Annotated in this window: 19 protein-coding genes; 12 read left to right on the forward strand and 7 right to left on the reverse strand. The window is 72.3% G+C overall.

Going from position 1 to position 24,324, the window contains the following annotated elements; all coding sequences use genetic code 11:
- Positions 1-47: 47 nt before the first annotated feature.
- Complete coding sequence (locus KCQ71_RS05685; RefSeq protein ID WP_223403749.1) at positions 48-1,397, reverse strand: LysM peptidoglycan-binding domain-containing protein; 1,350 nt, start codon at positions 1,395-1,397, stop codon at positions 48-50.
- A 139-nt stretch (positions 1,398-1,536) separates the two neighbouring features.
- On the opposite strand from KCQ71_RS05685, the gene KCQ71_RS05690 reads away from it, so the two are divergent.
- Complete coding sequence (locus KCQ71_RS05690; protein WP_223403751.1) at positions 1,537-1,920, forward strand: Rv2175c family DNA-binding protein; 384 nt, start codon at positions 1,537-1,539, stop codon at positions 1,918-1,920.
- 30 nt (positions 1,921-1,950) lie between these two features.
- Here KCQ71_RS05690 and KCQ71_RS05695 read toward each other — a convergent pair whose 3' ends face one another.
- The gene (locus KCQ71_RS05695; protein ID WP_223403753.1) at positions 1,951-3,063 is read right to left on the reverse strand and encodes a polyprenyl synthetase family protein; all 1,113 of its coding nucleotides are present in this window, start codon (positions 3,061-3,063) and stop codon (positions 1,951-1,953) included.
- A 159-nt stretch (positions 3,064-3,222) separates the two neighbouring features.
- Between KCQ71_RS05695 and KCQ71_RS05700 the strand changes: the two genes are divergently transcribed.
- Entirely contained in the window at positions 3,223-4,392 is a 1,170-nt protein-coding gene (locus KCQ71_RS05700) for a DUF4192 family protein (RefSeq protein WP_223403754.1), read from the forward strand.
- 60 nt (positions 4,393-4,452) lie between these two features.
- On the opposite strand, the gene KCQ71_RS05705 is transcribed toward KCQ71_RS05700, so the two are convergent.
- Entirely contained in the window at positions 4,453-5,196 is a 744-nt protein-coding gene (locus KCQ71_RS05705; RefSeq protein WP_223403755.1) for a hypothetical protein, read from the reverse strand.
- 146 nt (positions 5,197-5,342) lie between these two features.
- Between KCQ71_RS05705 and KCQ71_RS05710 the strand changes: the two genes are divergently transcribed.
- The 5 genes from KCQ71_RS05710 to KCQ71_RS05730 all read left to right on the forward strand — a co-directional run bounded on the left by KCQ71_RS05710 (position 5,343) and on the right by KCQ71_RS05730 (position 11,914).
- The gene (locus KCQ71_RS05710; RefSeq protein WP_223403756.1) at positions 5,343-5,732 is read left to right on the forward strand and encodes a universal stress protein; all 390 of its coding nucleotides are present in this window, start codon (positions 5,343-5,345) and stop codon (positions 5,730-5,732) included.
- 36 nt (positions 5,733-5,768) lie between these two features.
- Complete coding sequence (gene gcvT / locus KCQ71_RS05715) at positions 5,769-6,920, forward strand: glycine cleavage system aminomethyltransferase GcvT (RefSeq protein ID WP_223403757.1); 1,152 nt, start codon at positions 5,769-5,771, stop codon at positions 6,918-6,920.
- 42 nt (positions 6,921-6,962) lie between these two features.
- On the forward strand, positions 6,963-7,334 hold the full coding sequence (gcvH, locus tag KCQ71_RS05720) for a glycine cleavage system protein GcvH (protein ID WP_223403758.1): 372 nt from the start codon (positions 6,963-6,965) through the stop codon (positions 7,332-7,334).
- Positions 7,335-7,344: 10 nt separating this feature from the next.
- Entirely contained in the window at positions 7,345-10,242 is a 2,898-nt protein-coding gene (gcvP, locus tag KCQ71_RS05725; RefSeq protein ID WP_223403759.1) for an aminomethyl-transferring glycine dehydrogenase, read from the forward strand.
- A gap of 328 nt (positions 10,243-10,570) precedes the next feature.
- Positions 10,571-11,914 carry an RNA polymerase sigma factor gene (locus tag KCQ71_RS05730; protein ID WP_223403760.1) on the forward strand — a complete coding sequence of 448 codons (1,344 nt, stop codon included), beginning with the start codon at positions 10,571-10,573 and terminating at the stop codon, positions 11,912-11,914.
- A gap of 79 nt (positions 11,915-11,993) precedes the next feature.
- On the opposite strand, the gene KCQ71_RS05735 is transcribed toward KCQ71_RS05730, so the two are convergent.
- The 3 genes from KCQ71_RS05735 to KCQ71_RS05745 form a co-directional block, all read right to left on the reverse strand.
- On the reverse strand, positions 11,994-12,536 hold the full coding sequence (locus KCQ71_RS05735; protein ID WP_223403761.1) for a ferritin: 543 nt from the start codon (positions 12,534-12,536) through the stop codon (positions 11,994-11,996).
- 51 nt (positions 12,537-12,587) lie between these two features.
- Positions 12,588-13,352, reverse strand: coding sequence for a class I SAM-dependent methyltransferase (locus KCQ71_RS05740; protein WP_223403762.1), 765 nt, complete (start codon positions 13,350-13,352; stop codon positions 12,588-12,590).
- A gap of 176 nt (positions 13,353-13,528) precedes the next feature.
- A complete protein-coding gene (locus KCQ71_RS05745) occupies positions 13,529-13,729 on the reverse strand; it encodes a DUF7455 domain-containing protein (RefSeq protein WP_223403955.1) in 201 nt (66 codons plus the stop codon).
- A gap of 143 nt (positions 13,730-13,872) precedes the next feature.
- Here KCQ71_RS05745 and KCQ71_RS05750 point away from each other — a divergent pair, with 143 nt between their 5' ends.
- The 4 genes from KCQ71_RS05750 (at position 13,873) to KCQ71_RS05765 (ending at position 18,959) form a co-directional block, all read left to right on the forward strand.
- Complete coding sequence (locus tag KCQ71_RS05750) at positions 13,873-16,044, forward strand: DNA gyrase/topoisomerase IV subunit B (RefSeq protein WP_249422596.1); 2,172 nt, start codon at positions 13,873-13,875, stop codon at positions 16,042-16,044.
- Positions 16,044-17,012 (forward strand): GNAT family N-acetyltransferase, encoded by a 969-nt coding sequence (locus KCQ71_RS05755; protein WP_223403957.1) that lies wholly within the window; start codon positions 16,044-16,046, stop codon positions 17,010-17,012. The genes KCQ71_RS05750 and KCQ71_RS05755 overlap by 1 nt, the downstream gene beginning before the upstream one ends.
- An 82-nt stretch (positions 17,013-17,094) precedes the next feature.
- Positions 17,095-18,141 (forward strand): GNAT family N-acetyltransferase, encoded by a 1,047-nt coding sequence (locus KCQ71_RS05760; protein WP_223403766.1) that lies wholly within the window; start codon positions 17,095-17,097, stop codon positions 18,139-18,141.
- The gene (locus tag KCQ71_RS05765) at positions 18,138-18,959 is read left to right on the forward strand and encodes a lysoplasmalogenase family protein (RefSeq protein WP_223403768.1); all 822 of its coding nucleotides are present in this window, start codon (positions 18,138-18,140) and stop codon (positions 18,957-18,959) included. The genes KCQ71_RS05760 and KCQ71_RS05765 overlap by 4 nt, the downstream gene beginning before the upstream one ends.
- 53 nt (positions 18,960-19,012) lie before the next feature.
- Here the strand turns inward: KCQ71_RS05765 and KCQ71_RS05770 are convergent, their stop codons facing one another.
- Positions 19,013-21,490 (reverse strand): DNA gyrase/topoisomerase IV subunit A, encoded by a 2,478-nt coding sequence (locus KCQ71_RS05770; protein WP_223403770.1) that lies wholly within the window; start codon positions 21,488-21,490, stop codon positions 19,013-19,015.
- An 82-nt stretch (positions 21,491-21,572) separates the two neighbouring features.
- Between KCQ71_RS05770 and KCQ71_RS05775 the strand changes: the two genes are divergently transcribed.
- The gene (locus KCQ71_RS05775) at positions 21,573-24,260 is read left to right on the forward strand and encodes a GNAT family N-acetyltransferase (protein WP_223403772.1); all 2,688 of its coding nucleotides are present in this window, start codon (positions 21,573-21,575) and stop codon (positions 24,258-24,260) included.
- Positions 24,261-24,324: the final 64 nt, after the last annotated feature.

Genomic DNA, 24,324 nt, shown 5'->3' on the forward strand with positions numbered 1-24,324 from the left:
TGGGGTGCGTGTCACCGCACCGTGCACACGGCCTCCACAGGTCGGGCTCAGTAGCGCGCCATCAGCGTCTGCACGTTCGCGACGTACCGGCGGGTGTCGTCGTACAGCCCGTTTCGGCTGACCGAGCCGAGGCCCTGGTAGTACCCGCCGATCGCGGACTGCATGTCCGGCGCGGTGCGGATCAGGGCCCGCAGGATGGCGACCCCCGCGGTGACGTTGTCCTGTGGGTCGAGCAGGTTCAACTGCCGCCCGACCAGGTCCGAGGCCCACACACCCGAGGACGGGATGACCTGCATGACCCCGACCGCGTTCGCGGGGGAGACGGCGCGCATGTTGAAGCCGGACTCCTGCTGGGCGACGGCCAGCGCCAGTGCCGGGTCCACGCCCATCGAGACGGCCGTGGTCCGGATCATCTCCTGCATTGCCGCGCGGCTGGGCACGGACACGCTGAGCAGGGTCGCCGCGTTCGCGTTGGCGGCCGCGTTGACGTCGTCGGAGTAGGTGTAGTGCAGGAAGGTGTTCGGCACGAGCTGGGTGGACCCCGGGATGGTCAGGGTCTGCCCGATGCGGATGAGGGCGCGGGAGTCGAGCCCGTTCGCGGACACGATCGCCGACGCCGTGGTGCCGTAGCGGGACGCGATCCCCGAGACGGTCTCGCCCGAACGCACCGTGTGCGAGGAACCGCCCGACGGCGCCGGAGCGGCCCGGGTGGGTGCGGCCGCCGGAGTGCTCGACGCCCCGCCACTCGAGGCGCCGCTGCCCGGGATGGTCAGGGTCTGCCCGATGCGGATGAGGGCCCGCGAATCGAGGCCGTTCGCGGACACGATCGCCGAGACCGTGGTGCCGTGGCGGGCCGCGATCCGGGAGACCGTGTCACCGCTGGTCACCGTGTAGGAGGAGCCGCCGGAGGTCACCGGCGCGGCCGGGGCGCGGCTGCTCGGGGCTGAACTGCTGGAGCCGGTCGAGGCGCCCGGGATGGTGAGGGTCTGGCCGATCCGGATGATCGCGCGGGAGTTGAGGCCGTTCGCGGACACGATCGCCGAGACGGGCACGTCGAACCGAAGGGCAAGGTGGCCGACGGTGTCACCGGCGCGGACGGTGTACAGGCTGTCCCCGGCCGCCCGGGGCGCCGGTGCGACCGTGCGGAGCGTGGGGGACAGGCCGGCGCCCGCGCTCTCCGTGGTGATCCGGGTGGCCCGGCCGTCGTTCTTGCCGAGCAGGTGCGCCGGGACATTGCCCGGGCTGCGCTGCGGCTGTTCCTCACTGTGCGGCTGTGCTGCTGCCGGCGCCACCGACGAGGCGAGCCCCATCGCTGCGACGGCGCTGAGCGCTCCTGCAGTGGTCAGGGCAGAGCCCCAGCGAGCTTGGGCATGTCTGGGCCGTGCGGTGCGAGCCATGGGTTCCCCCGGGTGTTTCGGACGGACGTCACGGCGTGTCGCCCGTGACTGATGTGGCAATTGAGGTATATGTGCCAAAAGTGACAGTAGCGTGGCTGATAGGTGACGACAACCCCAGTCGCGCCCGTAGGCTCTCCGGGTGACTACTGCGGACCCCCAGAACATCAAGTGGCTGAGCCTGCCGGAGGCGGCCGAACTCCTCGAGGTCGAACTGCGCGTCGTGCGCGGCATGCTGACCGAGCGCCGGATCGTCGCCGTGCGGCGCGGCGAGAACAAGGCGCTGAGCATTCCGCGCGATTTCCTCGTGCTGCCCGGCGACGATTCCGTCATCGCGGATCCGCCGCTGGTCATCCCGGCGCTGCGAGGGACGATCATCCAGCTCGCTGACGCCGGCTACGACGACGAGGACACGCTGCGCTGGCTCTATGCCGACAACGACGAGCTGGGCGAGACCCCGATCGTCGCGCTCCGGGCCGCCCGGACCCATGCGGTGCGGCGGGTCGCGCAGGCGCTCGCCTTCTGACGACCTTCCAGCAGGAGTATCCGGCGCCGGTCAGAAGGAGCGGGTGATCGCCGCGCGGGCGAGGGTGCGCAGTCGGTCCCGCGCCGGCTGCGCGTAGCCGGCCGCGTCGATCGCGGCCAGCGCGGCCGCGGTGCGCTCACCGATGAGCTCCTCGACGCTCGCGAGCGCACCGGTGCCGGTGAGGAGCTCCCGCACCCGCGCGACGGTGTCGGGGTCGAGGTCGGCGTTGCCGAGGGCGGACCGGAGCAGGTCCACGCCGGCGGCATCGGCGCGGGTCATGGCCAACGTGACCAGCACGGTGCGTTTGCCCTCCCGGAGGTCATCACCAGCCGGCTTGCCGGTGACGTCCGGGTCGCCGAACACGCCGAGCACGTCATCGCGGAGCTGGAACGCCTCGCCGATCGGGAGGCCGATCCGGCTGGCCGCCCCGAGCGCGGGCTCGTCGGCGCCGGCCATCGCGGCGCCGAGCGTGAGCGGGTGCTCGACGCTGTAGCGGGCCGACTTGGACCGGATGACCCGCCGGGCCCGGTCCAGGTCCAGCGCGGCGTCGGCGCTCCATGGGGCCGACTGGGCGTAGATGTCGAGGTACTGCCCGACGGTGACCTCGGCCATCATCCGCTGCACGATTCGCCGGCCCGCCGCCCGGGCCGACGCCGGGAGGAGCTCAAGCGCGTCCTGGAGTTCACCGACGGCGGCGACGAGGAGGAGGTCACCGAGGAGCACCGCGCCGGCCGCGCCGAAGTGGTCACCGGTGTCGAGCATGGCCCGCTGATCATGCAGGGTGGTGAACTGCCGGTGCGCAGCCGGGAGTCCACGGCGGGTCAAGGAGCCGTCGATCAGGTCGTCGTGGACGAGGGCCGCCAGCTGGAACAACTCCAGCCCGGATCCGGCGAGCACGATCTCCGGGGCCCGCTGCAGGTCGTCTGGGCCGCCGAGCGCGAGCCACCCGGCTGCGGCGAACGAGGCGCGGAGCCGCTTGCCGCCCGGCAGCATGGTGCCGGCGACGTCGAACAGGTCCGTCACCTCGGGGCCCACGTCCCGGAAGGACTCGCCGAGGCCTTCGACGGTGGTCCGAACGCGGGAGGACACCGCCTCCCGCAGAGACGTCAGTGGATCGGTGGGCGACGCGGGGGAGACGGACACCACCGCAGCCTATCCGTGTGGATCCGCGCGCCGATGCCTCACGATCCCCAGGGCACGGGCCGATCACCAAGGATCCCACGCGAGCGGCCCGGGGTCCGCGGGTCCAGAGCGCCGATGGTCGCCAACCTGCGCGGCGCCGCGCGCCGCTGCACTGGACCGATGAGATCACACGAACCCGGACCCGAACCGGATCCCGACGACATCGGGGTGCCCACGCTGCGCCTCGACGACCCGCCCGAACTACTTGCCTACCTCCCGTTCCGGCTCGGCTTCCTGCCACAGGAGTCCCTCGTGCTGCTGGCGATCAGGGCCGAGCCCGGTGGCGGGCCGGAGATCGGCGTGGTCGCCCGTGTGGACCTCGCGGACCTCTCACGCCCTGGCCTCGCCCTGGGTGAGCATCTCCTCAGGCAACTGGCCATGGACGGCGCGGTCGCTGTGTTCGCCGCCGTCTACACCGAGTCCTCCTGGCCTGCCGTCCTGTCCGGGCGGGGCGCCGCGGGTGCCGCGCTGGCGTGGTGGCTCGCCCAGTCCCCGCTCGCCCACCCGACCCGGACCTGGCTCGTGGGCAACCGGTACTACCGGTGCATCGAGTGCATGAGTTCGCATTGCTGCCCGCCGGCCGGCCAGCCCGTCGACGGCCTCACCAACGCGCGGATCCGGGCGAGCCTCGTCTACCAGGGCGAGTCCTACGTCGCCTCCCGCGCGGACCTTCTGCCGGACCTGCGCTGCGCGGCGACGGACCGTCGGACCGCCGCCGGCGCGGCCACCCGGGAGCGACGCCGTCGGGAGCGACTGACCGGAGCCGACCTCACGCACTGGCGCGCGGACATGCGGGCCCGATGGCGCCGCCTGCTCGGCGCCGCCACACCGGGAGCAGAGCGGCGCGCCACCCAGGAGGTGCTCGCCGACATCCCTGCCGCCGAGTACGGACACCTGCTCGCCGGCCTGGAGGACACCCAGGTCCGGGACGCGATCCTGCTGTCCGTCGCGGCGGTGACCCGGATCGAGGACCCGGCCGACGCCGACTCCTCACGCATCCTCGAGGCTGTGTTCACCGGGGACCTGATGCCGGACCAGGCGGCGCTCGCGATGGCCGAGGCTGCCCTGGTCGCGGTGGCCGCGCACGCCGCCACGGCCCGCGCGGCGCCGGCGCTGGCGACCCTGGCCTGGCTCGCCTGGTGGAACGGCGACGGCGCCCGTGCCGACGTGCTCGTCACCGCCGCCCTCGAACGCGACCCGCTGCACCGGTTGGCTCGGTTGCTGCGGCACGTCGTCGACCGCGCGGTCGCGCCGGGCTGGGCTCGACGCGAACACTCCGCGACGGCGTGAGCGTTCCGGCCCGGCGACGGCGAGGTTGCTCCGGCGGATCGATCGGCGCGGGCCGCTCGACTAGATCTTCACCGGGTACGTCAGCATGGTGACCACGCATCCGACCGCCACGATGACGGCCAGCCCAAGCATGGCCCGCTGCATCCAGGCCGCGTTCACGCGCTGGGACATCGCGGTCAGGAAGAGGACCAGGGCGAACAGGACGGTGAGCAGCGTGTAGTTGTCGCCGCGCTGGTTGTACTCGAGCGCCTCGTCGAACTTGGCGTCGGCCCGGTCGGCGAGCGCCACGGACTCGAGGGTGCCCGGGGGTACGTACTCGGGCACGGTGAACGGTCCGAGGGCCTCGCGACCGCCCGCCTCCCAGGCGTCGAACGCCACGGCGAACTGCGGGCTGAACCGCTCCTCGATGAATCCCTGCAGGTCCGTGTCCTGCGCTTCGACGGCGAGGACCCACTGGGTATAGATGGTGAGGTCGTACTGGCGCGCAGCGTTCGCCTGCGCCTCGGCCGCCGTGGACTGGATCCGGGCGCTCGACGCCTGACTGAACGCGATCGACATCTCGCCGCCCCACTTCGACGACTCGAAGCCGCACCAGGCGGTCAGCACCGCGATGAGGGAGAGCAGGAACACCGTGAGGATGTCGGCGGCGCTCTTGCTCTCGCCCTCATCCTTGGACCGGTTCGTGGGGCCGGGACGCTCTGCCGCAGCCTCGTCGGTCGTGACGTCGCCGGACCCGGTCTCCTCGACGTCGCCGGACCGGTCGGGCGCATCCGGGTGCTCGCCGGGTGTGGTCTGGTCACTCATGGGCGCCGCCCCTTCTCCGCACGGGTCGCGATCTCAGGCGTGAGACTAGCGCCGCCGGGTACCCGGGGCCCGGCGACTGCGCCGCGAGCCCGCGGAAGCGCTACTGTCGGAGGCGGACGCATTGTTGTGTGACGAGGGAGTACGTCGTGGCCATAGTGGTCGGTTTCATCGCCACCGCCGAAGGACGTGCGGCGCTCGATGCCGCGATCGTGGAAGCGCAGCGACGCTCCGATCGCCTCCTGGTGATCGTGCACGGCAGCCGCGGCGCCGACGAGGACGAGATCGACCGCGCCGTCGACGAGGCCCGGGACCTCCTGGACACCTCGGGCGTGGGCTTCGACGTGCGGCACCTGCAGCGCGGCAACGACGTCGCCGAAGCCCTCATGGGAGCCGCCGAGGAGGCCGGCGCCGAACTCATCGTCATCGGGCTGCGCCGCCGGTCCCCGCTCGGCAAGCTCATCCTCGGCTCGAACGCACAACGCATCCTGCTGGACGCACCCTGCCACGTCCTCGCGGTCAAGCCCGCGCAGGCGTAGCCGCGCCCCGCCGTCACCACCTGAACGGAGCCACCAGTGCAGGCAGCAGTTCCCGGGCCCTCGGCCGCGCCGGACGGGCCCGCCGGGCCGTCCAGTCCGCTCGAGGCCACGCACCGCGCTGCCGGCGCGACGATGACCGACTTCGCCGGGTGGCAGATGCCGCTGCGGTTCGCCGGTGACCTGGCCGAGCACCGTGCGGTCCGCGAGCGGGCGGGCCTGTTCGACCTTTCCCACATGGCCCAGCTCGAGGTGACCGGGCCGGAGGCGGCCGCGGCCCTCGACGGCGCCCTGGTCAGCGCTGCGTCGCGGCTGCGAGTCGGCCGCGCCCGCTACACGATGATCACCGCGATCGACGGCGGGATCCTCGACGACCTGATCGTGTACCGGCTCGACGAGCACGAGTTCCTGGTGATCGCGAATGCGGCGAACCGGCTCACCGTGCTCGACGAACTGACGAACCGGAGCGAGGGCCGTCAGGTCGCGGTGGTCGACCGCACCCCGCACCGGGCGCTGATCGCGATCCAGGGGCCGGCCGCCGCCGGGGTGCTCGCCCCGCTCATCGACGCCGACCTGAGCGCTCTGAAGTACTACGCGAGCGTGTCCGCGTCCTTCGACGCCCACGTCCCCACCCTCGTGGCCCGGACCGGGTACACCGGCGAGGACGGGTTCGAGCTGGCCGTCCCCGCGGCGGCCGCCACCGATGTGTGGGCCAGGCTGCTCGATGCCGGCGCCGAGGCCGGGGTCCAGGCCTGCGGGCTGGCGAGCCGGGACTCCCTGCGTCTCGAGGCCGGGATGCCCCTGTACGGCCAGGAACTGACCGCCGCACTGACCCCCTTCGAGGTCGGCCTGGGCCGGGTGGTGCACCTCGACCATGAGTTCCTCGGCCGAGACGCGCTCGCCGAGCGGTCCGAGCACCCCACCGGGACCCGCCTCATCGGGCTGCGCGGCGACGGCCGCCGCGCCGCTCGCGCCGGCAGTGAGGTTCTGGCCGCGGGGTCGGTGATCGGTGCCGTGACCTCCGGTGTGCTGTCCCCGACGCTCGGGCACCCCGTCGCGATGGCCCTGGTCACCGCCGCCGACCAGGACACCGTCGCCGTCGGTCAGGTGCTGGACGTGGACGTGCGCGGAAGGTTCCAGCAGATGACCGTCACGGAGCTACCGTTCTACCGTCGCCCAGCCACCACCTGACCCAGTCCCGACCCAGCCAGACGCATTGAGGAGCGAGCCGTCATGAGCGTCCCCGCCGACCGCCAGTACACCGCCGAGCACGAGTGGATCACCGTCGCCGACGGCGTCGCCACCGTGGGCATCACCGCCTACGCCGCCGACGCCCTCGGTGACGTCGTCTACGTCGACCTCCCGTCCGTCGGGGACTCGGTCACCGCCGGCGGGACGTGCGGTGAGATCGAGTCCACGAAGTCCGTCAGCGAGCTCTACGCGCCGGTCACCGGTGAGGTGCTCAGCGTGAACTCCGAGGTCGTGGACAGTCCCGAACTCGTGAACTCCGCGCCCTACGAGGGCGGCTGGCTGTTCACCGTCCGTATCGAGGCCGAGGGCGACCTCATCGACGCCGCCGCCTACACCGAGATCACGAAGGCCTGATCAGCTCCCGATGACCGCCACGCCCGAGTTCCCCGCCCGCCACATCGGAATCGACACCGCCGCCACCGAGCACATGCTGGAGGTGATCGGCCGGCCGAGCGTCGAGGCGCTGCTCGAGGCGGCCGTTCCGCCCGCGCTGCTCGGCGACGGCGTGCCCACGCTGCCGGACCTGCCCGCCGCCATCTCGGAGGCGCAGGTGCTCGCCGAACTGCGGGCCATCGCGGGCCGGAACACCGTTCGCACCTCGATGATCGGCCAGGGCTACTACGACACGTACACGCCGTCGGTGATCGCCCGCAACGTGCTGGAGAACCCGGCCTGGTACACGGCCTACACGCCGTACCAGCCGGAGATCTCCCAGGGCCGGCTCGAGGCGCTGCTGAACTTCCAGACCATGGTCATCGACCTGACCGGGATGGACGTGGCCGGTGCGTCCATGCTCGACGAGTCCACGGCCGTGGCCGAGGCGATGCTGCTCGCCCGCCGGGTGGTGCGGGGCGAGGGCGGCCGGTTCTATGTCGATGCGGACAGCTTCGCCCAGACCAAGGCCGTGCTGGCGACCCGGGCCGAGGCGGTCGGCATCGAACTCGTCGAGTTCGACGCGTCCGGCACCACCGACCTGACCGATGCGTTCGGGGTGCTCCTGGCCTACCCCGGCTCCTCCGGTGTGGTCCGGAACCGGGCCACCCTGGACCGCTGGATCACGGCCGCGCACGACGCCGGTGCGCAGGTGGTGTTCTCCGCGGACCTGCTCGCGCTCACCCTGCTCGATGCGCCGGGCACGCTCGGCGCGGACATCGTGGCCGGCACCACCCAGCGGTTCGGGGTGCCGATGGGCTTCGGTGGCCCGCACGCCGGATACCTCGCCGTGCGGGACAAGGCCCAGCGGCAGCTGCCCGGCCGGCTCGTCGGCCTGTCCAAGGACGCCGACGGCGCCCCCGCCCTGCGCCTCGCGCTGCAGACGCGGGAGCAGCACATCCGCCGGGAGAAGGCCACCTCCAACATCTGCACGGCTCAGGTGCTCCTGGCCGTGATCGCGTCCATGTACGCCGTCTACCACGGTCCCGAGGGCCTGACGGCGATCGCTCGGCGGGTGCATGAGCGCGCCCTGGCCGTGGCGTCCGGTCTCGCCGGCCTCGGCGCCCAGGTGCGCCACACCTCGTTCTTCGACACGGTCACGGTCGACGTCCCGGGCCGGGCCGACGCGTTCGTCGCCGCCGCGCTGGAGCGCAACATCACGCTCTGGCGGGTCGACGCCGACACCGTCGGCGTCGCGTGTGACGAGACCACCACCGAGGAGACCGTCGCCGACCTGCTCGACGCGGCCCGGGCGGTCCTGCCCGGCGCCACCACGGACGCGACCGCCGCCGCGGCGACCACGGCCGGCTCCGCCGTCGGGCACTCCGGCCTCGGCCTGCCGGCGGACCTGACCCGCAGCACCGAGTTTCTGACCCACCCGATCTTCTCCAGCCACCGGTCCGAGACGCAGATGATGCGGTACCTGCGCCGGCTCTCGGACCGGGACTACGCCCTCGACCGCGGCATGATCCCGCTCGGCTCCTGCACCATGAAGCTGAACGCGGCCACCGAGATGGCTGCGATCACGTGGCCCGAGTTCTCCCGGATCCACCCGTTCGCGCCGGCCGCGGACGTGGCGGGGTACCTCGAGCTGATCGACGGGCTCGAGACCGCCCTGGCCGGCCTGACCGGGTATGCCGTGGTGAGCGTGCAGCCGAACGCCGGGTCGCAGGGCGAGCTCGCCGGGCTGCTGGCCATCCGCGACTACCACGCCGACCGCGGTGACGACGACCGCAGGGTCTGCGTGGTGCCGGCAAGTGCGCACGGCACGAACGCGGCGTCGGCGGTGCTCGCCGGCCTGGAGGTGGCCGTCGTGCGGACGGCGCCGAACGGGGACGTGGACCTCGACGACCTGCGCCGGGTGCTCGCCGTCCACGAGGGCCGGGTGGCCGCGATCATGGTCACCTACCCGTCCACGCACGGCGTCTACGAGCACGGCATCACCGAACTGTGCGACCTGGTGCACGCCGCCGGCGGGCAGGTCTACATCGACGGCGCGAACCTGAACGCGCTGGTGGGGGTCGCCGGGCCCGGCGCGTTCGGCGGGGATGTCTCCCACCTGAACCTGCACAAGACGTTCTGCATCCCGCACGGCGGCGGTGGGCCCGGCGTCGGCCCGGTCGCCGTGGCCGAGCACCTGGTGCCGTTCCTGCCCGGGCACCCGCTGGCCCAGGCCGGCCGCCGGGTGCTCCGCGAGACCGGCACGATCAGCGCCGCGCCGTACGGGTCACCCTCGATCCTGCCGATCAGCTGGGCGTACCTGCGGCTGATGGGCACGACGGGTCTACGCGCCGCAACCGGCGCCGCGGTGCTCTCGGCGAACTATGTGGCCGCCCGGCTCGACGAGAAGTACCCGGTGCTCTACCGGGGCGAGCACGGCCTGGTGGCGCACGAGTGCATCCTCGACCTGCGCCCGCTCACGGCCGCCACCGGGGTCACCGTGGACGACGTCGCCAAGCGGCTCATCGATTTCGGGTTCCACGCGCCCACGATGAGCTTCCCGGTGGCCGGCACCCTGATGGTCGAACCGACCGAGTCCGAGGACCTCGGCGAGGTGGACCGGTTCATCGACGCGATGCTCGCCATCCACGCCGAGGCGAGCGCCGTCGGGGACGGCACCTGGCCGGCCGACGACAACCCGCTCGTGAACGCCCCGCACACCGCCGTCTCGGCCCTGGGGGAGTGGGACCACCCGTACTCGCGCACCCAGGCCGTGTACCCCGCGGGCGCGACCCCGGACAAGTACTGGCCGCCGGTACGCCGGGTGGACGGAGCCTACGGGGATCGCAACCTCGTCTGCGCCTGCCCGCCGATCGAGGCGTACGCGTAGGGGTGGGAACAATCCGGGGGGTCCGGTGCGCTCTAAGAACAGCGGCCGGACCCGCCTGTCATTGGACGGGCCGAGGCGGCTACTCCGGTTATAATTGTACTGCTGCGACTTACAGAACACCGGTCGCCCTCCATCCCCCGCCGAAAGGTTCTCTGTGTCGTCGCCTCTCAGTCCTGATGTCGTGCTGCCCCGCGAATACGAACACACCGCTCTGCAGAACGCCTTCAGGTCCGGCCTGACGAGGGGATACGTCACAGCCGCCGAGTTTCGCGCGGCCTGCGAGGACGCGAACGTCAAGCCCCGCCGTCTCAAGGAGGTCCTGGGCGCAATGCACGAAGCCAAGATCAGCGTGACCGAGGTTCCCGACCGAGCGGTCGCGAACGCCGCGACCCGTTCCGGTGCCACCACGGCGACCGTCGAGAAGCCGAAGACCACCACCCGCAAGACCGCCGCGAAGTCGACGGCGCCGGCCAAGACCGACGCCCCCGCCGAGGCCGAGGCCGTCGAGCAGACCCCGGCCAAGACCACCCGCGCCAAGCCGGCGACCAAGGCGGCCACCGCCAAGGCGAAGACCACCCGGGCGAGCAAGGCCAAGCTGGCCGCCGTCACCTCCGCCGACGAGGCCGAGCCGGAAGAGCCGGAGGCCGAGACGCCTGCGGACGGCGAGGCGAGCACGAAGTCCGGCGACGAGGACAAGGGCTTCGTCTACTCCGACTCCGACGACGACGACGCACCTGCCCAGCAGGTCGTCACCGCCGGCGCCACCGCCGACCCGGTCAAGGACTACCTGAAGCAGATCGGTAAGGTCGCGCTGCTGAACGCCGAGCAGGAGGTCGACCTCGCGAAGCGGATCGAGGCCGGCCTGTTCGCGGACGAGAACCTCGCCGAGTCCGGCGAGGGCATGGACCGCAAGCTCAAGCGCGAGCTCGAGTGGATCGCCATGGACGGCCGCCGGGCCAAGAACCACCTCCTCGAGGCGAACCTGCGGCTCGTGGTCTCCCTCGCGAAGCGCTACACCGGCCGCGGGATGCTGTTCCTGGACCTGATCCAGGAGGGCAACCTCGGTCTGATCCGCGCCGTCGAGAAGTTCGACTACACCAAGGGCTACAAGTTCTCCACGTACGCCACCTGGTGGATCCGACAGGCCATCACCCGCGCCATGGCGGACCAGGCCCGCACCATCCGGATCCCGGTGCACATGGTCGAGGTCATCAACAAGCTCGCCCGCGTGCAGCGCCAGATGCTCCAGGACCTGGGCCGCGAGCCCACGCCCGAGGAGCTCGCCAAGGAACTCGACATGACCCCCGAGAAGGTCGTCGAGGTGCAGAAGTACGGTCGCGAGCCGATCTCGCTGCACACCCCGCTCGGCGAGGACGGCGACTCCGAGTTCGGTGACCTGATCGAGGACTCCGAGGCCGTGGTGCCGGCGGACGCGGTGAGCTTCACGCTCCTGCAGGAGCAGCTGCACGCCGTGCTGGACACGCTGTCCGAGCGGGAGGCCGGTGTGGTCTCCATGCGGTTCGGCCTCACCGACGGCCAGCCGAAGACACTCGACGAGATCGGAAAGGTCTACGGGGTCACCCGGGAGCGGATCCGTCAGATCGAGTCCAAGACGATGTCGAAGCTGCGTCACCCGAGCCGCTCGCAGGTGCTGCGCGACTACCTCGACTGATAGCGCCAGACATACGGAGGGGCTGTTCCCGGGCGATCCGGGAACAGCCCTTTCGGCATGTGCGGGCGGGTGCCGCAGGTCAGAGCGCGCCGCCCGCGGCCGCGGGGGCGTCCGCGGACTCGCCGGCGTCCCCGATGGACTCGCGGGCCACGAAGTTCTCGAGGTCGAACAGGTTCTGGCCGGCGCGCTGGGCCACGGTCAGCAGCGTGGACGCCGACGCGACCTCCTCCACCTGCTCCTTGAGGAACCACAGCATGAACTGCTCACCGAGGGCGTCACCCTCGGCGCGGGCGGCCTGGAAGATCGCCTCGATCTGGCTGGTGACCTGCTTCTCCTGGTCGAGGGCCAGCCTGATCGGCGCGACGGCGTCGCCGAAGTCGTTCTGGACGGTCGAGCCGGCGGGGATGACGACTTTCAGGTCCCGATCGAGCATGTACTGCACGATCATCATCGCGTGGTTGCGTTCCTCGACGGACTGCCGGTAGTAGTGGGCGGCGAGCTGGGGCAGGTCGTGGCTGTCGAACCAGACCGCGATCGCGACGTACTGCGTGTGGGCGTCGAACTCGTGACCGATCTGCTCGGTGAGGAGTCGGACGTAGGGGGATCCTTCGGCGGGAGTCATGATGCCCACGCTAGTTCGCGCCGGGTCGGCCACGCCAGGTGGCGCGGGTCCTCAGGGTGTGTCGCGGCGGGCGCTCAGGATGAACCGGGGCGCGACGTCCCGGAACTGCTCGCCACGCTCGAAGGCGGCGTGCAGGAGCCGCAGCGGGGCGTCGTAGCGGGCCACGTCGAAGTCGGCGACCTGCCAGGAGATCATCCGCAGGTACCAGATCACCGCGCCGACGTCGGTGAAGATACGGCCCGGGTCGTGGGTCTGGGCCCGCTCGACGGTCAGGCCGGCCCGGGTGAGGCCGGCGGCGAACGGTTCCAGGGCGACGTCGGCCGGAACGTCCGGCCCGGGGCCACCGAGGGCCTCGTTCAGGCGGGTGCCGTCGGCCGAGCCGACCTGCTGGGTGAGGAACACCCCGCCCGGCGCCAGCACGCGGCTCACCTCTGCGGGGTCGTACGCCTCGTGTCGATCGAGGACGACGGCGAAGGTTGCGTCGGGCAGCGGTAGCCGGGTCGCGTCATCGGGCGGCAGTGCGGCGACCCGCACGCCGTGCGGGGCAAGGGCGGCGCGTGCCGTATCCACGTTCGGTGGCCAGCCCTCGGTGGCCGCGGACCCGGGCGGGAACGGACCGAGCGTGGCCAGGAGCTCACCGCCACCGGTGCCGAGGTCCAGGACCGGGCCGTCCGCCTCGGCGATGGCCGCACGGGCCAGCTCGGCGTAGTCCCAGGGCAGCGAGCCGTCGATCACCCGGCCGTGCACGGGCGTGAAGTCGAAGCCCTCGAGCGGCGTGCTCAGCGCCCGTTGCACGTGGTGGACGTAGGACGGCATCGATGCCTTCTGTGCCGGCTCATTGCCGGCGGGGAGTGTGTGGGGCGGGGGCGGGGGCGGCGGCGGCCCGCCCCCCCCCCCCCCCGGGCGCGCCGGTGGGGCCGGGGGGGGGGGCGGGGGCCGGGGGAGGGGGGGGGGGGGGGGGGGGGCGGGCCCCCCCCCCCCCCCCCACCGGGTCAGCGCTGGTCGGCCTTGGGCTCGGCGAGGAGCCGGTCGGACTCGTCGTGGATGTGGGTGGCCACCGACGAGAGAGCCTCAGCGTGCTTGCGCCCGTGGTGGGCGCAGAAGAGGAGTTCACCGGTCGGAAGGAGTACACGCACGTAGGCCTGGGCACCGCATGCATCACAGCGGTCGGCCGCGGTCAGCTCGGGGGTCACTTGGTCTGCTGTCAGTACGCTCACAGTCACATGTAACCATCGCCTTCCGACATTCCATCCGTTCAACGGGGTGAGTTCGCTCACCGCGTATCCCGGCCCGGACCGGCCCGGCGTGTTCCCATCGCCTCGTCCACCGAATCCGGATGGCGATCCCGTGGTTCGGCGCCGCCCGCGCCTACGATAAGGGGGTGTCATCCACCTCAGCAGACTCCAGTTACACCGCGCGCCATCTCTCCGTCCTGGAGGGACTGGAGGCGGTCCGCAAGCGTCCCGGCATGTACATCGGGTCCACGGACTCCCGTGGGCTCATGCATTGCCTGTGGGAGATCATCGACAACTCCGTCGACGAGGCCCTTGAGGGTGCCGGGGACGCCATCGACATCGTGCTGCACCCGGACTCCTCGGTGGAGGTCCGCGACAACGGGCGGGGCATCCCGGTGGACAACGTCGCGAACCTGGGCCTGAGCGGCGTGGAGGTCGTGTTCACGAAGCTGCACGCCGGCGGCAAGTTCGGCGGGGGCTCCTACGCCGCCTCCGGTGGGCTGCACGGCGTCGGTGCCTCCGTGGTGAACGCCCTGTCCGCTCGCCTCGACGTCGAGGTGGACCGGTCCGGCAAGACCTACAGGATGTCCTTCCACCGAGGTGAGCCCGGCACGTTCGCCGACCGTGGCGGGCCCTCGCCGGACGCGCCGTTCACCCCGTTCACCGATCACTCGGAGCTGAACGTGGGCGGGCGGGTCAAGCGCGGGGTCAGCGGCACCCGGGTGCGGTACTGGGCGGACCGGCAGATCTTCCCGGAATCCGCCACATTCTCCTACGACGAGCTGGTGACCCGGGCGCGGCAGACGTCGTTCCTGGTGCCCGGGCTGTCCCTGACCGTCCGTGACGAGCGTGGGCTGCCCGGCACGCCGGGGGCCGACGGCCCGGTCGAGGAGGTCTTCAAGCACGACGGCGGTGCCGTCGACTTCGTGGACTTCCTTGCCGCGGACGCATCCGTCACCGACACCTGGCGGCTGCAGGGGACCGAGACGTTCACCGAGAGCGTGCAGCAGCTCGACGCCAAGGGGCACCTGCGCCCGGCCGAGGTCGAGCGCAGCTGTGAGGTGGAGGTCGCGCTCCGGTGGGGCATCGGCTACGAGGCCGAGGTCCGCAGCTTCGTGAACATCATCTCCACCCCCAAGGGAGGCACCCACCTGGCCGGGTTCGAGCAGGGCCTGCTGAAGGCCGTGCGCAAGCAGATCGACGCGAACGCCCGCCGCCTGAAGATCTCCGGCAAGGACGCCAAGGAACGCGTCGAGAAGGACGACGTGCTCGCCGGCCTGACGGCCGTGGTCACGGTGCGCCTGCCCGAGCCGCAGTTCGAGGGCCAGACCAAGGAGATCCTCGGTACCGCCCCCGTGCGGGCGATCGTGTCAAAGGTGGTCGACCGGGAGCTCGAGGCGCTGCTCACCTCCGGCAAGCGGCACGAGAAGGTCCAGGCGGCGGCCGTCCTGGACAAGGTGGTGGGCGAGATGCGAGCCCGGGTGGCGGCCCGTGCCCACAAGGAGCTCTCCCGGCGCAAGAACGCCCTGGAGACCTCCACCCTGCCGGCGAAGCTCGCGGACTGCCGCTCCGACGACGTGGAGCGTTCGGAGCTGTTCATCGTCGAGGGAGACAGCGCCCTCGGCACCGCGAAGCTGGCTCGCAGCTCCGACTTCCAGGCGCTGCTGCCGATCCGCGGCAAGATCCTGAACGTCCAGAAGGCCTCCCTGGCGGACATGCTCAAGAACGCCGAGTGCGCTTCGATCATCCAGGTGATCGGCGGCGGCTCCGGGCGCACCTTCGACCTGTCCACCGTGCGCTACGGCAAGGTGGTCCTGATGACGGACGCGGACGTCGACGGTGCGCACATCCGGACCCTGCTGCTCACCCTGTTCTTCCGGTACATGCGACCGCTCGTCGAGGACGGCCGGGTGTACGCGGCGGTGCCGCCGCTGCACCGGGTGGAGACCACCGCGCAGGGCTCGCGCAAGGGTGAGACCACCTACACCTACTCCGAGGCGGAGCTGCACAAGTACTTGGCGAAGCTCGAGCGGTCCGGGCGCCGGTACAAGGAGCCGATCCAGCGGTACAAGGGCCTGGGGGAGATGGATGCCGACCAGCTCGCCGAGACCACCATGGACCCCGCGCACCGCACCCTGCGCCGGGTCACCATGGCCGACGTCGAGGCCGCGGAGACCGTGTTCGAGTTGTTGATGGGCAACGATGTGGCTCCTCGGAAGGACTTCATCATCGCTGGCGCCGACGACCTGGACCGGGACCGGATCGACGCGTGATGACGACGACGGCCCCGCCCCCGGGGGCCCATCTCGGCCTGACCTGGCGCGCCCTCACGGCCGCGGACGTGGACACGGCCGCGGACCTCGCCGACCGGGCCGAGGCCGTCGACCGGTCCCTGCACCCGTTCACACGGGGCCGGATCGAGGACCTGCTGCTCTCACCCGGCACCGAGCCGGAGCACGACTCCCTGGCCGGATTCGACGGTGCCGGTGTGCTGCGTGCCGCGGGCCTGCTCCAGGTCGAGCCCTCCCACCCGCGGGTGATGTTGTGGGCGACCCTGGATCCGGCCTGGCGAGGTCGCGGCGTCGGGCGGGCGCTGCTCGGCTGGCAGGAGGGCCGGGCCCGGGAGATCCTCTCCGCCGCGCCCGGGCGGCGGGGCCGGATCGGCGTGCTCGTGGACGAGCACCTCGCGGACCGGCGGCGCATGTGCGTCGCGGCCGGCTACGCCCCGACCCGCACCGTGCACAACCTCGAACTCCCACTCCCGGTCGACCAGGGCTCGGCGGCACCGGGCAGGGCGATCGCCGCGGAGCCGGCCGGGCTGCGGATCGTCGCGTGGTACCCGTCCGCCGGTGACGGCGCCCGGGCGGTCCACGACGTGGCGTTCGACACAGCGGCGGCGCAGGACCCGCAGACCTGGTCGGGGCTGCTCCGGCGGTTGCGCCCGGCCTGGTCCTTCGTCGCGCTGGATGGCGGCGACGTGGTCGGATTCGTGATCTCCAGCCATGACCCGGAGCTCGGTGACGGGCGCGTGGCGTACACCGATCTGCTCGCCGTGCGGCCCGATCGGGCCGGTGCCGGGATCGGGCGCGCTTTGCTCACCACGGCCCTGCACGCATACTCTGCCGATGACATGGACGTGGCCCGGCTGGACGTCGATGCCAGGAACCCGGCGCGTGACCTCTACGCGGGGCTCGGGTATCGGCTCCGCGGCTCCGGCGTGCTGTATTCGATCGAACTGTGAGACCTGACGTGTACCTGATCCACCACCTCCACCTGCGGCGTGCGCGGACCGCTCCCTCCTGCGCGCCCACCTCGGCGGCCGGATGACCCAGGAGAGCGCACCCGAACTCGCCCCCCTCGCCGAGCGTGCGCGGGCCCCACGTCTGCTCACGCTCCCGTCCGCCGAGACCGGGCTGACCTGGCGCGCCCTCGGCGTCGGCGACGTGCAGGAGCTGCACGGGTTGTTCGCCCGGGTCGAGTCCCACGACAACCCGCCCTACCGGACCACCCTGGAGGAGGCCGCCGAGACGTTCCAGGGCGACTGGAAGGATGCTCCGAACAACAGTCTCGGCGGGTTCGACCCCGCCGGGGTCCTCCGGGCGTACGGGACGGTGACCGCGCAGCCAGGTGACGTGCGCTCGGTGCGGGCGTTCCTCGAGGGTGGCGTGGATCCGGACTGGCGGCGCCGGGGCATCGGTTCCGCGGTGCTGCGGTGGCAGGTGGACCGGTCCCGCCAGGTCCTCGCCGCGTCCGGCAAGGACGTCCCGGGCCGGATCGTGGTCCACGTCGAGGACGGCATGACGGACTCGGTGCGGATGCTCACCGAGCAGGGTTTCAGCCCGCGGCGCTGGTACACCGAGATGCGCCGGGATCTGAAGCTCGAGCTGCCGGCGGTCAAGCTTCGGAGCAATCTGGACCTGGTGACCTGGTCCGCCGAGCTCGACGATCAGGTCCGGCTCGCCCACAACGAGTCCTTCCGCGACCACTGGGGCTCCGAGCCGCACACCGTGGAGACCTGGCAGGAGGGCCGCACCTACTTCGCACCCAGGTGGAGCTTCCTCGTGCTCGACCGCACGAGCGACCGCGCCCAGGTGGCCGGCTACCTGCTCTCCGGACGGTACGAGCAGGACTGGGACTCCCTCGGCTGGACCGAGGGGTACATCGACATCCTCGGCGTCCGGCGCGAGTGGCGCGGCCAGCGGATCGCGACGGCCCTGCTCGCCCGCGCCATGGCGGCCTACCGCGAGGACGGCATGGAGTACGCCGGACTCGGCATCGACACGGACCAGCCGACCGGTGCGTTCGGCCTCTACGGGAACCTCCAGTTCGAGCCCACCCGAGGGTCGACGATGTATACGATCGAGGTGTGATTGCGCCGGTGCGTCAGGTCCTGCGGGGACTGGGTCGGCGTACCAAGGTGCTCGGTGGGGCCTACCTCGCCGTCGGCGCCATCCACCTCGCCTCGCGACTGGTCGACGGCGGCGCGGCCGTGGCCGGCATCTCCCAGATCCTGCTGATGCCCGCGCTCGGTGCGGCGTTCGGTTCCGCGATCGCCGACCTGGCACCGGTCCGGCGCCGCACCGTCGCGTTGATGACGGCCGGCCTGGCCGCGTCCTGGGCGGGGGACACCATCCCGAGGTTCGTCACCGGCGATGCCGCCTTCCTGGGCATGGTGAGCGGTTTCCTGGTGGCGCAGGCCTGCTACCTGGCCGCCTTCGCGCCCTATGCGGCGAAGGCCTGGCGACGGCGGCCCGCGCCGGTGCTCGCCGCCGGCGCCGTGTTCGGGGCCGGGTTCGGTGCACTCACGGTGTGGTGCCTTCCCGAGGCCGGCTTCCTCGGCGGACCGGTGGTCGGCTACGGGCTGCTCCTGGCCGCGATGGCAGCGGCGAGCACCACCGTGAACCGGGCCACCGCCGTCGGCGGCGCCTTGTTCTTCGTCTCCGACGCGATGATCGCGCTGAACACGTTCTCGCCCGGGTACTACTTCGGCGGCCACCACCTGGCCGTGATGAGCACCTACATCGCCGCCCAGGCGCTCCTCGCGGCCGGCATCGTGACCGACCTCGCCGCCGCCGACCGGCCGGATCGCGCGCGACCCGCCGAGCCCCGCGCGACGGACCCCGCCACGGAACCGGCCGCCGACCCCAGCGCCGACCCCGCCACCGAACCGGCCGCCGTCGCCGACTGAGCCAGGTCGCCTGGGACCAACTTGAGCCAGGTCGCCCTGGACCAGCCCGGGTCTCAGCCCAGGCCGGCCACGGGGGCGGCGAGGGCGGTGCCGGAGCCGTCGCGACGGTCCACGGGCGCGGGGAGGTCGACGCTCTGTCCGCCGGAGCCGACGGCCCGCACCGGGGCCGGTGCCACGGACGCCAGGTACAGGCTGTCCTCGCCGCGCAGGAACCGGTGCGCGCGGACCCCACCGGTGGCACGGCCCTTGCCCGGGTAGAGCGCGAACGGGGTCACCTTCGCCGTCCCCGGCACCGTGCCCGGCAGCGCGCCGGAGGACCCGGCCAGGGTGACCACCTGGGCGGCCGCGGCCGCGTCGGGACCGAGCGCCCCGAAGAACACCACCGTGTCCCCGGCGACCAGCTTGATCCCGGCCATGCCCTGGCCGCTGCGACCCTGCGGGCGCACCGCGCTCGCGCCGAAGTGCAGCAGCTGGGCCTCGGCGGTGACGAACACGAGCTCGTGGTCGTCTGCGGCGTTCGCGGCACCGACCACCTCGTCACCCTCCTTGAGGGAGATGACCTCCCACGCGTCGCGGTTGCCCGGGCGGTCCGCGGTGACCCGCTTGACCACCCCGTCCCGGGTGCCGAGGGTCAACGGCGGCGCGGCGTCGTCCAGCGGTGCCAGGCCGACGATCCGCTCGCCCTTCTCGAGCAGCAGCACCTCGCTGGCCGGCACCCCGCCGGACAGGCTCGGCGGCCCGTCCGTCGGCGGCAGCGACGGCACCTCGATGACGGAGAGCTTCAGCATCCGGCCGGTGTTCGTGACCGCTCCGACCTCACCCCGGGCGGTGGCGGCCACCTCGGCGCGGAGGGCGTCGTGGGCGGCTCGATGTCCGTCCCGCCGGGTCGGGGCGTCGTCCGCGGTGCGCGCGAGCAGCCCGGTCGCGGAGAGCAGCACCCGGCACGGGGCGTCCGCGACCTCGAGGTCCGGCATGGCCGCCGCGGACCGCCTGGACCGGGGGGCGCCGTCGGCCGCGGCGGTGGCGGTGGTGCCGCTGGACTCCAGCAGAACCGTGCGCCGGGGCGTCCCGTGCTCGGCGGCCACCTGGGCCAGCTCGTCGGAGACGACCTGCCGGAGCAGGCCCTCGTCGGCGAGGATCGCGCGCAGCTCCTCGATCTCCCGGGCCAGCTCGTCGCGCTCGGCCTCCAGCTCGATCCGGGAGAACTTCGTCAGCCGGCGCAGCCGCAGCTCGAGGATGTACTCGGCCTGGGCCTCGGACAGGTCGAACACCGCGATCAGGCGGGACCGGGCGGCCTCGGCGTCGTCGCTGCTGCGGATCACGGCGATGACCTCGTCGATGTCCGCGATCGCGATCAGCAGCCCCTCCACGAGGTGCAGCCGGTCGATCCGCTTGCCGAGCCGGAACTCGGTCCGGCGGCGGACCACGTCGTAGCGGTGCTGCACGTACACGGTGAGCAGCTCACGCAGGCCGAGGGTGCGCGGCTGCCCGCCGACCAGGGCCACGTTGTTGATCCCGAAGGACTCCTCCAGCGGCGTCAGCTTGTACAGGTGCGCGAGTACCGCGTCCGGGTTGAACCCGTTCTTCACCTCGACCACGAGCCGCAGCCCGTTGACGCGGTCGGTGAGGTCGGTGACCGCCGAGATCCCCTGCAGCTTCTTGGACTGGACGGCGTCCTTGATCTTCTCGATGACCCGCTCCGGTCCCACCAGGTACGGGAGCTCGGTGAACACGATGCCCTTGCGCCTTGGGGTGAGGTTCTCGATCCGGGCGCTCGCGCGGGTGCGGAACGAGCCGCGGCCGCTCGCGTAGGCGTCCCGGATCCCCTCGAGGCCGACGATCTTCCCGCCGCCGGGCAGGTCCGGGCCGGGCACGAACCGCATCAGCGCCTCGAGGTCCGCGTCCGGGTGCGCGATCAGGTGCCGGGCCGCGGCGATGACCTCGACCAGGTTGTGCGGGGGCATGTTCGTGGCCATGCCGACGGCGATCCCGCTGGCACCGTTGACGAGGAGATTCGGCAGCGCGGAGGGGAGCACCTCCGGCTGCGTGAGCTGGTTGTCGTAGTTGGGGACGAAGTCGACGACGTTCTCGTCCAGGCCGGCGGTCATCACCAGGGCCGCCGTGGCGAGCCGGGCCTCGGTGTACCGGGGCGCCGCGGGCCCGTCGTCGAGCGAGCCGAAGTTGCCGTGCCCGTCCACCAGCGGCAGTCGTAGCGAGAACGGCTGGGCCATCCGGACCAGGGCGTCGTAGATGGCGGTGTCCCCGTGCGGGTGCAACTTGCCCATCACCTCGCCGACCACGCGGGCCGACTTCACGTGCCCGCGGTCGGGCCGCAGCCCCATGTCGGCCATCTGGTAGAGGATCCGGCGCTGCACGGGCTTGAGCCCGTCCCGGGCGTCGGGCAGTGCCCGCGCGTAGATGACGGAGTACGCGTACTCGAGGAACGATCCCTGCATCTCCGCGGAGACGTCGATGTCGATGATGTTCGTGGGATCGGAGCCGGGGGTGGTGCCGGTGGTGCGTCGTGCCATGGGTCCATTCTCACCGATCATGGCCGCCAACCCCGCCGTCCCACACCGAGGAGACCGGAGCCGCCTGACTAGGATCGAGGACATGCAGAGCCAGGAGCCCGCGTCGGCGAGCGAGCCCCGAGCAGCCGACGGCGTCGAGCCGGACCCGCCGGAGTACCCGGCGCACTGGGAGGCGGACGTCGTGCTGCGGGACGGGTCCACCGCCCGGATCCGGCCGATCCGCCCGGACGATGCCGACGCGCTGCAGCGGTTCCACACGCGGCAGTCCCCGGAGTCCACCTACCTGCGCTTCTTCGCGCCACTGGAGCGGCTCCCGGACCGGGACCTGCACCGGTTCACGCACGTCGACCACTCCGACCGGGTCGCGCTGGTGCTGCTCCTCGGTGAGGACATCGTGGCGGTCGGGCGGTTCGACCGGCTCGGCGGCGGGGACGCCGAGGTGGCGTTCAACGTCCTCGACGACGTCCAGGGCAGAGGGCTCGGCTCGGTCCTGCTGGAGCACCTGGCCGCGGCCGGACGCGAGCTCGGGGTGCGCCGGTTCGTCGCGGACGTGCTGCCCCAGAACACCCGGATGGTGCGGGTGTTCTCCGACGCGGGCTATGACGTGGACCAGGCCCTCGACGACGGTGTCCTGGCGGTCTCCTTCACGATCCGGCCGACCGACCGGTCGCTGGCCGTGCTGGCCGAGCGCGAGCAGCGCGCCGAGGCGCTCTCCATGGCCGGGCTCCTCGACCCCGGCGCGGTGCTCGTGTACGCGGCAGAGCCCGACGGCGTCAGGTTCGGTGAGCGGCTGCGCACGGCCATCGAGGGCGGCGACTACGCCGGCACGATCCGCTGCGTCGGCCTGCCGGGCGGCCCGGCGACGTTGGCCGACGTCGCCGACGCAGGTCCGTTCGACCTCGCCCTGGTCGCCGCGCCCGCCGTCGGGGTCCCGACGATCCTCGGCGACCTCGCCGGCCTCGGCGTGCACGGTGTGGTGCTCTACTCCGGCGGCTTCACCACCGCCACCCATGAGGGCCGGGTGACCCAGCGGGTGCTGGTCCGGGCCGCCCGCGAGGCCGGGCTGCGGCTGGTCGGCCCGCACTCGTTTGGGCTGGTCACCGGCGGCGCCCATGGACACCTGAACGCGACCATGTCGCCGCGCCCCCTCCGGCAGGGCACCGTCGGGCTGTTCTGCCAGTCCGGGGCGGCCGGACTGGCGATGGTCACCGGGGCCGCCGAACGGGACCTCGGGGTGTCCTCGTTCCTGTCCGCCGGGCACCGGGTGGACGTCTCCGGCAACGACACCATGCAGTTCTGGCTCGCCGACGAACGCACGCGTGTGAGCGCCCTGCGCTTCGAGTCGATCGGGAACCCGCGCAAGTTCTCCCGGGTCGCGCGCCGGCTGTCGGAGAAGGGGCCGGTGATCACGATGATCGCAGGTACCACCGGCCAGCTGAACCCGCCGGGACACGCCGTGCGGATCTCGCGGGAGCCCCGGCGCGCCCTGGACGAGCTGATGCGGCAGGCCGGGGTGATCAGCGCGGAGACGATCCCCGAACTCCTCGACCTGGCCACCCTGTTCTCCGAGCAGCCGCTGCCTGGGGGCCGGCGGGTCCTGGTGCTGACCAACTCCGGCACCCAGGCCGCCGTGATCGCCGAGCTGCTCGGCGGTGGCGGGCTGCAGGTCGCCGGCACCCCGATCGCGCTGGTGCCGACCGCGGGCCCCGAGGCCTACCGCGAGGTCATCGACGCGGCCCTGGCCCGCGACGACTGGGACGCGGCCATCGTCGCGTACGTGCCGATCCTCGACGACATGGGCTCCGCCGTCGGCCCCGAGATCGCTCGCCTCGCCGAGCGCTCCGGGCGCACCACGGTCGCCTGCGTCTTCGGGATCGCCGGATTGACCCCCGAACTGGCCACCGACCAGGTGCGGGTGCCGGGCTTCTCGACCGTGGAGGCGGCCACCTACGCGCTCGTCCAGGCAGCCCGCTACCACGACTGGCGCAGCGCGGACCGGGGCCGTCGCGTCGACCCGGACGACATCGACCGGCGCCGCGCGAAGGAACTGGTCCAGGCCGAGCTCGCCGACCTCCCGCGCGGGCTGACGAAGCGGCTGAGCGCGGAGCGCGCGGCCGAGCTGCTGGCCACCCACGGACTGCAGAAGTGGCGTGAGATCACCGTCACAGCCGCGGACGGGGCCGTCGCGGCAGCCGAGGAGCTCGGGTGGCCGGTCGCGCTGAAGACCTCGGACGAGGTGCTGCGCCACCGGGCCGACCTCGGCGGCGTGCGTTTGGACCTGTCCAACCCGGCCGAGCTGCGGGAGGCGTTCGCCCAGAGCGAGGCCCGGGTGCACGCGATGGTGGGACGCGGCACCACCTTCGACGTGCAGTCGATGGCCCCGACGGGCGCCGCGTGCGTGATCCGGGCCACCGAGGACGAGCTGTACGGGCCGATCATCAGCGCCGGTATGGGCGGGGACGCCGTCGAGCTGCTCGGGGACGTCTCCTACCGGGTCCCGCCGCTGACCGACGTGGATGCCCTCGAGATGATCCGCTCGTTGCGGGCCTCGGCGCGACTGTTCGGGCACCGCGGCCTGCCCGCCCTGGACATCGCCGCGCTCACGGATGTGATCGGCCGGGTCAGCATCCTCAAGGACGAGCTGGCCGAGGTCACCTCGATCACCCTGAACCCCGTGCTCGTGTCCGAGACCGGGGCCGCCATCCTCGGGGCCACCGTGGACGTCGGCCATCCGGCCCGCGGGGATGCCGCGCGACGGGTGCTCCCGTGACCCGCGGCCGACCGTGAGCCGAGGATCGTCGTGAGGTGGGAGACTGGGTCGGTGCAGAAGTCAC

This window comes from Occultella gossypii (assembly GCF_019947135.1).
Taxonomy (GTDB): domain Bacteria; phylum Actinomycetota; class Actinomycetes; order Actinomycetales; family Beutenbergiaceae; genus Occultella; species Occultella gossypii.

What these genes read in the sequence shown, in the direction of transcription:
- KCQ71_RS05685 (WP_223403749.1), bottom strand. Translation starts at nt 1,397, where the DNA reads ATGGCTCGCACCGCACGGCCCAGACATGCCCAAGCTCGCTGGGGCTCT.
- KCQ71_RS05735 (WP_223403761.1), bottom strand. Translation starts at nt 12,536, where the DNA reads ATGACTCCCGCCGAAGGATCCCCCTACGTCCGACTCCTCACCGAGCAG.
- KCQ71_RS05730 (WP_223403760.1), top strand. Translation starts at nt 10,571, where the DNA reads ATGCACGAAGCCAAGATCAGCGTGACCGAGGTTCCCGACCGAGCGGTC.
- KCQ71_RS05770 (WP_223403770.1), bottom strand. Translation starts at nt 21,490, where the DNA reads ATGGCACGACGCACCACCGGCACCACCCCCGGCTCCGATCCCACGAAC.
- KCQ71_RS05750 (WP_249422596.1), top strand. Translation starts at nt 13,873, where the DNA reads ATGGCGATCCCGTGGTTCGGCGCCGCCCGCGCCTACGATAAGGGGGTG.
- KCQ71_RS05740 (WP_223403762.1), bottom strand. Translation starts at nt 13,352, where the DNA reads ATGCCGTCCTACGTCCACCACGTGCAACGGGCGCTGAGCACGCCGCTC.
- KCQ71_RS05775 (WP_223403772.1), top strand. Translation starts at nt 21,573, where the DNA reads ATGCAGAGCCAGGAGCCCGCGTCGGCGAGCGAGCCCCGAGCAGCCGAC.
- KCQ71_RS05760 (WP_223403766.1), top strand. Translation starts at nt 17,095, where the DNA reads ATGACCCAGGAGAGCGCACCCGAACTCGCCCCCCTCGCCGAGCGTGCG.
- KCQ71_RS05755 (WP_223403957.1), top strand. Translation starts at nt 16,044, where the DNA reads ATGACGACGACGGCCCCGCCCCCGGGGGCCCATCTCGGCCTGACCTGG.
- KCQ71_RS05700 (WP_223403754.1), top strand. Translation starts at nt 3,223, where the DNA reads ATGAGATCACACGAACCCGGACCCGAACCGGATCCCGACGACATCGGG.
- gcvH (WP_223403758.1), top strand. Translation starts at nt 6,963, where the DNA reads ATGAGCGTCCCCGCCGACCGCCAGTACACCGCCGAGCACGAGTGGATC.
- KCQ71_RS05705 (WP_223403755.1), bottom strand. Translation starts at nt 5,196, where the DNA reads ATGAGTGACCAGACCACACCCGGCGAGCACCCGGATGCGCCCGACCGG.
- gcvP (WP_223403759.1), top strand. Translation starts at nt 7,345, where the DNA reads ATGACCGCCACGCCCGAGTTCCCCGCCCGCCACATCGGAATCGACACC.